This window comes from Castellaniella sp. (assembly GCF_034007085.1).
Lineage (GTDB): Bacteria > Pseudomonadota > Gammaproteobacteria > Burkholderiales > Burkholderiaceae_B > Castellaniella.
On the sequence record NZ_JAVERO010000068.1, the window covers coordinates 1 to 10,980 of the forward strand.

General features: G+C 65.3%; 9 protein-coding genes, 2 tRNA genes and 1 pseudogene. 9 read left to right on the forward strand and 3 right to left on the reverse strand.

The features are described 5' to 3' along the window. Nucleotides 1-240: pseudogene (locus tag RBR29_RS07480) on the reverse strand (hypothetical protein); the annotation flags it as partial. Between the two features lie 196 nt (nucleotides 241-436). Here RBR29_RS07480 and RBR29_RS07485 point away from each other — a divergent pair. Continuing rightward, the gene (locus RBR29_RS07485; protein ID WP_320348345.1) at nucleotides 437-871 is read left to right on the forward strand and encodes a hypothetical protein; all 435 of its coding nucleotides are present in this window, start codon (nucleotides 437-439) and stop codon (nucleotides 869-871) included. Nucleotides 872-887: 16 nt separating this feature from the next. Here the strand turns inward: RBR29_RS07485 and RBR29_RS07490 are convergent, their stop codons facing one another. Both RBR29_RS07490 and RBR29_RS07495 read right to left on the reverse strand, forming a co-directional pair. After that, nucleotides 888-1,658 (reverse strand): SDR family NAD(P)-dependent oxidoreductase, encoded by a 771-nt coding sequence (locus RBR29_RS07490; RefSeq protein ID WP_320348346.1) that lies wholly within the window; start codon nucleotides 1,656-1,658, stop codon nucleotides 888-890. A 208-nt stretch (nucleotides 1,659-1,866) separates the two neighbouring features. Beyond that, nucleotides 1,867-1,951 (reverse strand) — tRNA-Leu (locus RBR29_RS07495). Between the two features lie 109 nt (nucleotides 1,952-2,060). Between RBR29_RS07495 and rnr the strand changes: the two genes are divergently transcribed. The 8 genes from rnr to RBR29_RS07535 all read left to right on the forward strand — a co-directional run. Next, nucleotides 2,061-4,499 carry a ribonuclease R gene (rnr, locus tag RBR29_RS07500; RefSeq protein WP_320348347.1) on the forward strand — a complete coding sequence of 813 codons (2,439 nt, stop codon included), beginning with the start codon at nucleotides 2,061-2,063 and terminating at the stop codon, nucleotides 4,497-4,499. Between the two features lie 120 nt (nucleotides 4,500-4,619). Next, complete coding sequence (gene rlmB, locus RBR29_RS07505; protein WP_320348348.1) at nucleotides 4,620-5,369, forward strand: 23S rRNA (guanosine(2251)-2'-O)-methyltransferase RlmB; 750 nt, start codon at nucleotides 4,620-4,622, stop codon at nucleotides 5,367-5,369. Nucleotides 5,370-5,465: 96 nt separating this feature from the next. Then, entirely contained in the window at nucleotides 5,466-6,707 is a 1,242-nt protein-coding gene (locus RBR29_RS07510) for a cystathionine gamma-synthase family protein (protein WP_320348349.1), read from the forward strand. Nucleotides 6,708-6,962: 255 nt separating this feature from the next. Continuing rightward, the gene (locus tag RBR29_RS07515) at nucleotides 6,963-7,241 is read left to right on the forward strand and encodes an HU family DNA-binding protein (RefSeq protein ID WP_043681629.1); all 279 of its coding nucleotides are present in this window, start codon (nucleotides 6,963-6,965) and stop codon (nucleotides 7,239-7,241) included. 171 nt (nucleotides 7,242-7,412) lie between these two features. After that, nucleotides 7,413-7,488: transfer RNA gene (locus RBR29_RS07520), tRNA-Val, on the forward strand. 57 nt (nucleotides 7,489-7,545) lie between these two features. Then, the gene (mnmH, locus tag RBR29_RS07525) at nucleotides 7,546-8,622 is read left to right on the forward strand and encodes a tRNA 2-selenouridine(34) synthase MnmH (RefSeq protein ID WP_320348350.1); all 1,077 of its coding nucleotides are present in this window, start codon (nucleotides 7,546-7,548) and stop codon (nucleotides 8,620-8,622) included. Between the two features lie 34 nt (nucleotides 8,623-8,656). Continuing rightward, nucleotides 8,657-9,718: a selenide, water dikinase SelD gene (gene selD / locus RBR29_RS07530; RefSeq protein ID WP_320348351.1), complete on the forward strand. Its 1,062-nt coding sequence runs from the start codon at nucleotides 8,657-8,659 to the stop codon at nucleotides 9,716-9,718. Nucleotides 9,719-9,743: 25 nt separating this feature from the next. Beyond that, a partial coding sequence (locus tag RBR29_RS07535; RefSeq protein ID WP_320348352.1) for a helicase HerA-like domain-containing protein occupies nucleotides 9,744-10,980 on the forward strand: 1,237 nt, incomplete at its 3' end.

Consider the following 10,980-nt stretch of genomic DNA (forward strand, 5'->3'; position numbering starts at 1 on the left):
GGGTTCGGGTTCCGGTTCGGGCGGTGTTTCCACCAACGGTTGAGGTTCTGCCACCGCCACAGGCTCGATCGCCGGCCCCAGTTCCACGAACTGCACGTCCAGCGCATCGGGCTGGCCTTGCGCGACTTCGGCCACCGGCGCCGACAACACCATCGCCAGCACGGCCACATGCAGGCCAAGCGCCACACAAGCGGCGATGATCTTCTGCGGAGCGAAAGGTGGAGAAAAACCGGAAGACATGGGCCAGCAGGAAGCGGGAGATAGAGGCGCGATGTTAGCAGAAATGATAACTGTTCTCAATAAACAAGGCGCCGCACAGATAGAAACGGATTTTTACGATTTTATTGAAACTTGAAGCAGCCATGCCGGGTCCCTAAGGTCAGGAGACCCGAGCCAAACCGGGCAGATCAACCTGAACGACAAACCGAACGAAATCATGTCCAGATACCTTACATTATGGGCCGCCGTCCTGTGCGCCCTGAGCTTCCAGACCGCCGCGCTTGCTGCAGAAAGCGCGCCCCCGGGCATCGACCTGTCCACCGACTACCCTGCCCTGACCCTGAAAGCGGGCGAGACATCGACCATCGCCCTGCATCTTCGTAACCGGGCCACCCCGCCCGAGCGGCTGGCCCTGTCGGTGGACGGCGTGCCCACAGGCTGGAAGGCAACCCTGCTGGGCAATGGCCGCCCCGTAGAATCAGCCATGCCCAGCAGCGATGATACGCTGCCCTTGCAACTACGGCTTGATATCCCGCAAGATGACGCGCAAACGCGCCATACCCTGACCGTCCACGCCGATGGCGAACGGCGGCACCTGCACCTGCCGATCGACACCATCCTGGCCGACCAGCGACAGGAGGTGCGGGCCTGAAAGCGCCCCACTGCGGTCACTGATCCCGGGTAATGGTCAGGCCCGCGAATGATTGCGAGGTCGGCATGAGTTCGATCTCGTTGATGTTGACGCGCGGCGGCAGGGACGCCACCCAGGCAACCGCTTCCGCGATGTCATCCGGACCCAGCGGATGGGCGCCGGCATAGACCGCAGCGGCCTTGTCCTGATCCCCACGATAGCGGGTCAGCGAAAATTCCGTATCCCCGCACAGCCCGGGCTGCACGTCCGTGACCCGCACCCCCGTACCCGCCAGATCGGCGCGCAGATTGCGGCTGAACTGCGCCACGAAAGCCTTGGTGCCGCCATAGACATTGCCGCCCGGGTAAGGATATTTGCCAGCGATCGAGCCGATGTTGACGATCAACCCGCGCTTGCGTTCCACCATGCCCGGCAGAAAGGCATGCGTCATCAGCGCCAGGCCGGTGATGTTGGTGTCGATCATGGTCCGCCATTCGGACAGCACGGCCTCGTGGGCCTTTTCGGTCCCAAGCGCCAGACCGGCGTTGTTGACCAGGATGTCGATGGCGCGCCAGTCTTCGGGCAAGGCGTCCTTCATGGCCGCAATCGCCTGTTCGTCACGGACGTCCAGTGTCACCGGCAACACGGCATCACCGTGCCAGCGCTGAAGTTCGAGCAAGGGTTCCATCCGCCGCGCGGCGGCGATGACGCGACGGCCGTCACGCAGGAATCGTTCGCAAATCGCCCGGCCAAAGCCTGCAGAAGCCCCGGTCACCAGGGCAATGGATCGTGCTGTGGGATTGTTCATGGGTCTTGTGGATGCTCCGCCTTTGCGCCGACCACCGGGCCGGCGTCCAGGCCTGTGATGGTACTACGCCATGCGGATGGCGCGGCCACCTGATCCGCACTGACGCCGGCGCATCCGGCAGCCCAAAGCAAAAACCCGCAGAACCTGATGTCCATGCGGGTTTCGACCTGATGCTTGATACTGAATTGGACTTCCCGATCAAGAGAAGTGGTGCCCAGGAGAGGACTCGAACCTCCACACCTTGCGGCACATGGACCTGAACCATGCGCGTCTACCAATTCCGCCACCTGGGCACGGCATACCGTGTATGCTATTGTCTTCGCTGATCCGCCGCGTTTTTTAAGCGCGCCGTAAAGCGAAGACAGAACTATACAACACAATTTTTTTGGATGCAAATAGCCTTTGAAAAAGCGAACCAACAACGACAATAACCGCGACGCTTCCACCCCGCTGGCACACAGTCTCCCCCCTGATTTCGACCCTGACGTCCCCTCTCGCGAACTGGTGCTGGACACGCTGCGCAAAGCCGGCAAGCCCCTGTCCCTGGAAGCCCTGGCCGATGCCACCCACGCCACGATCCCCCTGTCCACGGGCTTCATCCGCCGCATCAAAGCGATGGAACGCGATGGACAGGTGCGCTACAACCCCCAAGGAAGGTTGCAAATCTGCAACAACACACACTTCATTACCGGCACCGTCCAGGGGCACCGGGACGGTTTCGGTTTCCTGATCCCCGACGAGGGCGGCCAGGACCTGTTCCTGTCGCCCCACGAAATGGCCAAGGTCCTGCACGGGGACCGGGTGCGGGTCAAAGAGTCCGGCGAATTCCGCGGCCGCCCGGAAGGCGCCATCGTCGAAGTCATCGAACGGCGCACCTTGAAACTGGTCGGCCGGTTCCTGAAAGAGCACGGCGCCTTCATCGTCGCACCCGAAGACCAGCGCATCAAGCACGACATCCTGATCGCCCCCCAGGACACGGGCGATGCTGAACCGGGCCAGGTGGTCACGGTGCAGATCCTGCGCCAGCCGGCCAGCCACATCCAGCCCCTGGGCCGCGTCATCGAGGTCCTGGGCGAAATCGACGATCCCGGCATGGAAATCGAGATCGCCGTGCGCAAGTTCGACGTGCCCGTGGAATTTTCCGATGCCACCCGCCGTCAGCTGGCCGGCATCCCCGACCACGTGCTCGCCAAGGAACGTGCCGGGCGCATCGATCTGCGAGACGTACCGTTCATCACCATCGACGGCGAGGACGCGCGCGATTTCGACGATGCGGTGTTCTGCATGCCCGCTGACCTGGGCACGGCCAAACGCGCGCGGCCCGGCTGGCGGCTACTGGTGGCCATCGCCGATGTCAGCCACTACGTGCAGCCCGGATCCGCACTGGACGAGGACGCTCTGGACCGGGGCACCAGCGTGTATTTTCCGCGCCGCGTCATCCCCATGCTGCCCGAAGCCCTGTCCAACGGGATCTGTTCGCTGAACCCAGGCGTGGACCGCCTGGTGATGGTCTGCGACATGATGATCCCGGCAGGCGGCACCAAGGCCGGCACCGTCGCGGCCTACCAGTTCTACGAGGCCGTCATCCACTCCCATGCCCGCACCACCTACACGGATATCTGGGCAGCCCTGCAACAGCCCACCGGCCCGGCTGCGCAGGCCCTGGGCGAACTGCTGCCCCACGTGCAGACGGCCTACGATCTGTTCCAGTCTTTCGAACAGGCGCGGCGCAAGCGTGGCGCCATCGATTTCGACACGGTCGAGACCCGGATCGTCTGCAATCCCCTGGGCCGCATCGAACGCATCGAACCCTACGCACGCAACGACGCCCACCGGCTGATCGAGGAATGCATGCTGGCGGCCAATACCTGCGCGGCGGACTTCATCGTGCGCAACAAGGCCCAGGCGCTGTTCCGCGTACACGACGGCCCAACGCCGGAAAAACTGCAGGCGCTGCGCGATTTCCTGCGTCACCTGGGGCTGGCGCTGGATGGCGGCGACGACCCCTCGACCGCCGACTACGCCCGCCTGATCCAGGCCAGCCGGGCGCGGCCGGACTTCGAGTCGATCCAGACGATGTGCCTGCGCTCGATGCAGCAAGCCATCTACAGTCCCGAGCAGACGGGGCACTTCGGGCTGGCCTACGAACACTATGCGCACTTCACCTCACCCATCCGGCGCTATCCGGACCTGCTGGTGCACCGCGTCATCCGGTGCATCCTGCACCGGCGCCGCTACCAGCCGCCGACCCTGCCGGGCCAGCCTGCCGACCCCGCCCTGCCCGCAAAAATCCGCGAACGCGATGCCTGGGAGGCCCTGGGCGCACTGCTGTCGGCCCGCGAACGGCGCGCCGACGAGGCCTCGCGCGATGTCGAGGCCTGGCTGAAATGCTGGTTCGTGCGCGAACACGTAGGCGAAGTCTTCAGCGGCCGGATCAGCAGCGTCACCAGCTTTGGCGTATTCGTCACCCTGGACACGCTCTATGTGGAAGGGCTGGTGCATATTTCTGAACTGGGCGGAGACTATTTCCAGTACAACGAGGCCCTGAACGAACTGCGCGGCGAGCGTACCGGCCTGCGCTACCAGCTGGGCGACGCCTTGCAGGTGCAGGTGTCCCGCGTGGACCTGGAGGCCAGGCGCATCGACTTCCGCCCGGTCAAGGGCGAGGACTTCAAGTCCCTGCAAGCCGAAATCGAAGGCGACCCCCGCACCCCTGCACGCCCCTACAAGAAAGCCGCAGGCGCCAAGCCTGCCGCCCTGCGCGGCACCACGGCCCGCCAACGACGCGCCGAGGCCAAGCGCGACGCCCGCCAGGACACGGCACGCAAACGGCGATCCTGACCCAGGCCCGGTGGTGCGACACCTGTCCGCACTCCGGGCGCCCACACTACAATGCCCGAAGGGCTCACCGCCGGGCACGGCGGTGAGCGACAACGCCCAATTCCGATAGGCCCTTGACCGATGTCATCCCAACAAATCCTGGCCGGCTTCCACGCCGTACAGGCGCGCCTGCGCCATGCCCCGGACTCCATCCGCGACGTCTACCTGGACACCACTCGCCAGGACGCCCGCATGCGGCACTGCATCGCCCAGCTGGAAGCCGCACACGTGCGCTGGCACGCAGCGGACGCCCAGCGCCTGGAAGGGCTGGCGCGCGGCGTGCGCCACCAGGGCATCGTGGCCCTGGCTCGTCCCCGCCCCCTGGCGGTGTCGATCGACGAAGTCCTGGACACACTGGAAGACCGCAACGAACCCGCCCTGCTGCTGGTGCTCGACGGTGTCACCGACCCGCACAACCTGGGAGCCTGCCTGCGCACGGCCGACGCCGCCGGCGTGCATGCCGTCATCGCCCCGAAAGACCGGGCCGTCGGCCTGAACACGACCGTCCAGCGCGTGGCCTGTGGCGCAGCCGATACCGTGCCCTATCTGATGGTCACGAACCTGGCGCGGACACTGCGCGCCTTGCGTGAACGCGACGTCTGGCTGGTGGGCACGGATGACGCCGCTTCGCACAGCCTGCACCAGGTTGATGCGCGCCGGCCCATGGCCTGGGTCATGGGGGCCGAAGGCGAAGGCATGCGCCGCCTGACCCGTGAGACCTGCGACGAACTCGTGTCGATTCCGATGCAGGGTTCGGTCGAAAGCCTGAACGTCAGTGTCGCCAGCGCGATCTGTCTGTACGAGTCCGTGCGCCAGAGACGGTCCGCCTGACGAACCGCAGCGCAGCCCCAGGACAAAAAAGCGCATAATGTTCCGGCACGCCCCAGGCCATGCCGATCCCGTTCAATTCATTCGCACCGCCTTTCCATGTCCGATCAAGGTTTCACCACCCGACTCGTCCACGCTGACCACCTCGCCCGGTTGGCGTATGGCGCCATCCACCAGTCCATCCACCCTTCCACCGAATACGCCTACGCCGACGCCCGCGAACTGGCCGCCGTGTTCCAGGGCAAGGCCGGCTACACCTATGCCCGCCAGGGCACGCCGACCACGGCTTCGCTGGAAGACAAGATCACGGACATGGAACACGCGCAGGCCACCGTGACCTTCGCCACGGGCATGGCGGCGCTGAACGCGACATTCTTCACCCTGCTGCGCCATGGCGACCACCTGATCGCCAGCAAGTACATTTTCGGCAACACCAACAGCCTGCTGATGACGCTGGAAAACTTCGGTGTCGAATTGAGCCTGGTGGACGCTACGGATGCCGCCCAGGTCGAGGCGGCGATCCGGCCGAACACCCGCATGGTATTCGTCGAAACCATCGCCAACCCCGGCACCCAGATCGCCGATCTGAAGGCGATCGGCGATCTGTGCCGGGCGCACCATCTGGTTTACGTGGTGGACGGCACGCTGTCTTCTCCCTACCTGGCCCCAGGCCGGGATTTCGGCGCATCCCTGGTGATCAATTCCCTGTCCAAGCACATCGGGGGCCACGGCAATGCCCTGGGCGGCGCCGTCACCCAGACCGGACTGTTCGACTGGAGCGACTTCCCGCACATCTACGAGCAGTACCGCAAAGGCGATCCCCACACCTGGGGCCTGCTGCAAATCAAGAAAAAGGGCTTGCGCGACATGGGTGGCACCCTGTCTTCGGACGTGGCCCACCGCCTTGCCGCCGGCGCCGAGACCCTGGCGCTGAGAATGGACCGCATCTGCGCCAATGCCCTGGCACTGGCGCGTTTCCTGGAAAGCCACCCGCTGGTCGGCAAGGTCCACTATCCCGGCCTGCCCAGCCACCCCCAGCACGCGCGCGCCACGCAGTGGTTCGGCGGCCGTTTCGGTGGCCTGCTGGGTGTCGAACTGCACGACTGCGTGGATGTCTTCGATTGCCTGAACGGCCTGCGTGTCGCTGCGCTGGCAACCCACCTGGGCGACAACCGCACCCTGGTGCTCCCCGCCGCCCATACCATCTACTACGAGATGGGTCCGGAACGCCGCGCCTTGATGGGCATTCCTGACGGCTTCCTGCGCATCTCGGTGGGGATCGAAGACGAAGCCGACCTGATCGGTGATTTCGCCCAAGCCCTGGACGCCATTCAAGCCTGATTCCTGGTGTGGGGTATTCCCCTAGGCAGTGTTGGGATTTTTAACAAACGTCAGGAAACATGCGGGTTTCCAGCGATTTGTTCTTGACACCCCAGGCTTTCGAAGGCTTAATACGGCTTAGCCTCCGAACCGACCGGAATCCCGCTGTCCTGCGGCCTCTGAAATCGGATCGGCTCGGCTGCGACTGACCATCATCCATCAAACGTCTGGCGGATCGTCCGCCAGGCCACAATAAACCTCAGGGGTATTTCATCAATGAACAAGACCGAGCTGATCGAGCACATTTCCTCCAAGACCGATCTCTCCAAGGCTGACGTGGGCCGTGCCCTGGAAGCCTTTGTGGGCGCCGTGAAGACCACCCTGAAAAAGAAGGGCTCGGTCACGCTGGTCGGCTTCGGCACCTTTGCGGTGTCCGAACGTGCCGCCCGTACCGGCCGCAATCCGCGCACCGGCGAAGAAATCAAGATCAAAAAGGCCCGCGTGCCGAAATTCCGTCCGGGCAAAGCCCTGAAGGACGCCGTGAACGCCAAATAATCCGGCGCCTCCCGAAAAAGGCCACCGCATCGCCGGTGGCTTTTTGTCTTCTGGCAGACCAGAGACAAAAAGAGCCTCCCTTGAGGCAGCAAGCAGGCCACGAAACGATACAAGCCGCTATAATGCGCCCTTGTGCTCTGGCAATCGCCAGGGTCATCCATCACGGCATCCGGGTGCTTAGCTCAGCTGGTAGAGCGGCGCCTTTACACGGCGTAGGTCGGGGGTTCGAACCCCTCAGCACCCACCACGGATCCGGCGCATGTGCAGCAGGCAGCCGCGCCCCGGCGGATTTACAATCCCCGCCATGACTCCCACACCGCATCCCCAGGGCTCGCAACGCTGCGGCCTGGACGCTCTCGGACAGTTCGACGAGATCGTCGATGTGCGCACGCCAGCCGAATACGCCGACGACCACATCCCCGGCGCCCTGAACGCGCCGGTCCTCAGCAACGAAGAACGCGTCCTGATCGGCACCATGTACGCCCAGGAATCGCCCTTCAAGGCCACCCGCCTGGGCGCCGCCCTGGTCGCGCGCCACATTGCCGAATACCTGGAAACGCTGTTCGCCGACCGCCCCCGCGCCTGGCGGCCCTTGATCTATTGCTGGCGCGGCGGCAAGCGCTCGGGCGCCATGACCACCTGGTTCAACCTGATCGGCTGGAAAGCCCGCCAACTGGACGGCGGCTACAAGACCTGGCGCCGCCATGTGATCAACAGCCTGGCCACCCGCCCGACCTGCTTGGACTGCGTCGTGCTGACTGGCCCTACCGGGTCGGGCAAGACCCGCCTGCTGCAATCGCTGGGTGCTGCCGGCGCACAGATCCTGGACCTGGAAGGCCTGGCCCGGCATCGCGGTTCGCTGCTGGGCGCGCTGCCGGATCAAGCACAGCCCAGCCAGCGCGGTTTCGAATCCGCCCTGCTGCAGGCCATCGAGACCCTGGATCCGGCCCGCCCCGTCTTCGTCGAGGCCGAAAGCCGGCGCATCGGCCAGCTGAGCCTGCCCGAAACCCTGTTGCGCGCCATGCACGCGGGCCGCTGCGTGCGCGTGCATGCCGCCCTGCCGCAGCGGATCACATTCCTGCTGCAGGACTATGCCCACCTGTTCGACACACCAGACGATTTCGGCCGGACCCTGGAACGCTTGATCGGGCTGCACAGCCGCCAGACGATTCGCGACTGGCAGGCCCTGATTGCCGCCAACCGGCGCGCCGAACTGTTCCAGGCCCTGGTGGAAACCCATTACGACCCCGCCTACCGCCGCAGCAGCGGTTCCCATTACGCAGGACTGGACCAGGCCATGACATTCGACTACGACCCCACCGCCGACGACGACCACGCCCAGGCCCGCGCCCTGATCGAACAACTGCACATTTCGGCCTGATCCATCAGTCTTCAACCCTGGATATTCCCATCCCATGAACGCCCCCGACATCACGACTCCCGCCCCCCGCCTGACTGCTCTGTCCCATGGTGGAGGCTGTGGCTGCAAGATCGCCCCGGACGTGCTGGCGCGCCTGATGCGTGATGCCCTGCCTGCCGGGCCGTTCCCCGAGCTGCTGGTGGGCACGCAATCATCCGACGACGCCGCCGTCTACCGCATCAACGACGAACAGGCGCTGATCGCCACCACGGATTTCTTCATGCCGATCGTCGATGATCCGCATGATTTCGGCCGCATCGCCGCGACCAACGCACTGTCCGACGTGTACGCCATGGGTGGGCGCCCGATCCTGGCGCTGGCCCTGGTCGGCATGCCGATCAAGACCCTGCCGCATGACACCATCGCCGCCATCCTGGCCGGCGGCGCTGCGGTCTGCCAGCAGGCAGGCATCCCCATCGCGGGCGGTCATTCGATCGATTCCGTGGAACCGATCTACGGCCTGGCGGTCATCGGTCTGGCCCACCCGGACCACATCAAGCGCAACGACCGTGCCCGCGCAGGCGACGTCCTGATCCTGAGCAAACCCCTGGGCGTGGGCATCCTGTCGGCCGCCCTGAAAAAGGACCGGCTCGACGCCGAAGGCTACCGCGCCATGATCGCCAGCACCACCCGGCTGAATACGCCCGGCACGCGCCTGGCCGAACTCGACACGGTGCATGCCCTGACCGACGTGACCGGTTTCGGCCTGCTGGGCCACACCCTGGAAATGTGCCGAGGCGCGGATCTGAGCGCCACCGTGTCCTACGCCGACCTGCCCTGGCTGGCGCCGGCCCTGGATCTGGCCCGGGATGGCATTCACACCGGCGCATCCGAGCGCAACTGGCACGCCTGCAGCGCCCAGGTCACGCTGGACACCGGCCTGCCCGACGAGGCCCGCGCCCTGCTGAGCGATCCGCAGACTTCCGGCGGCCTGCTGGTCGCCTGCGCACCAGAAGCCGCCGACGAAGTCCTCGCCCTGCTGCGCGCCGACGGTTTCGCGCAGGCCGCCCGCATCGGATGCCTGAATGCCGGCCCCGCCCATATTCGAGTATCCTGATCTCATCCCCTTCCCTGGAGCCCCCATGGCCGAACCCCTGATCATCGCCCGCAACGCCGACGTCCAGGCCGCCTTGCTGCCCCAGCTGGCCAACCGCCACGGCTGCATCACCGGTGCTACCGGCACCGGCAAGACCGTCACCCTGCAAGTGCTGGCCGAAGCGTTTTCCCGCATCGGCACGCCGGTCTTCATGGCCGACGTCAAAGGGGATCTCACCGGCATCACTCAGGCGGGCGCACCATCACCCAAGCTCAACCAGCGGCTGGCCGACCTGGGCCTGCCAGAACCCATCTGGGGCAACAGTCCGGCCACACTCTGGGACATCTTCGGCGAACAGGGCCACCCAATCCGCGCTACGGTATCCGACCTGGGGCCGCTGCTGCTGTCGCGCATGCTGGATCTGAACGACACGCAAGAAGGCGTGCTGACACTGACCTTCCGTGTGGCCGACGACGAGGGCCTGTTGATCCTGGACCTGAAAGACCTGCGGTCCATGCTGCAATACGTGGCCGACCACGCCGCCGAAGTGCGCACCCGCTACGGCCAGGTCTCCTCGGCCTCCATCGGTGCCATCCAGCGCAGTCTGCTGCGCCTGGAATCCGAAGGCGCGGAAATATTCTTCGGCGAACCCATGCTGGACGTCTTCGACTGGATGCGCACCGATGCCCAGGGACGCGGCATGGTCAATATCCTGGCCGCCGACCGGCTGATGCAGTCCCCGCGGCTGTACGCCGTTTTCCTGCTGTGGATGCTGGCGGATCTGTACGAACGCCTGCCCGAAGTCGGCGACCTGGAAAAACCCAAGCTGGTGTTCTTCTTTGACGAGGCCCACCTATTGTTCAAGGACGCTCCTGCAGCCCTGCAGGAAAAGATCGAACAGATCGTGCGCCTGATCCGTTCCAAGGGTGTCGGCGTGTATTTCGTGACCCAGAGCCCCGCCGACATCCCCGACGCCGTCCTGGGCCAGCTGGGCCATCGCGTGCAGCACGCCCTGCGCGCCTACACCCCGCGCGACCAGAAGGCCGTCCGGACTGCGGCGCAAACCATGCGGCCCAACCCGGGGCTGGACATCGAGGCCGCCATCACCGAACTGGCCGTGGGCGAGGCTCTGGTGTCCCTGCTGGACCCCAAGGGTCAGCCCACGCCCACACAGCGCGTCTGGATGCTGGCGCCTGGCAGTCGCATCGGCCCAGCCACGCCCGCAGAACGCCAGGCGCTGCTGGGCAGTTCCCTGTTGGCCGGGAAATACGACCAGGCCGTGG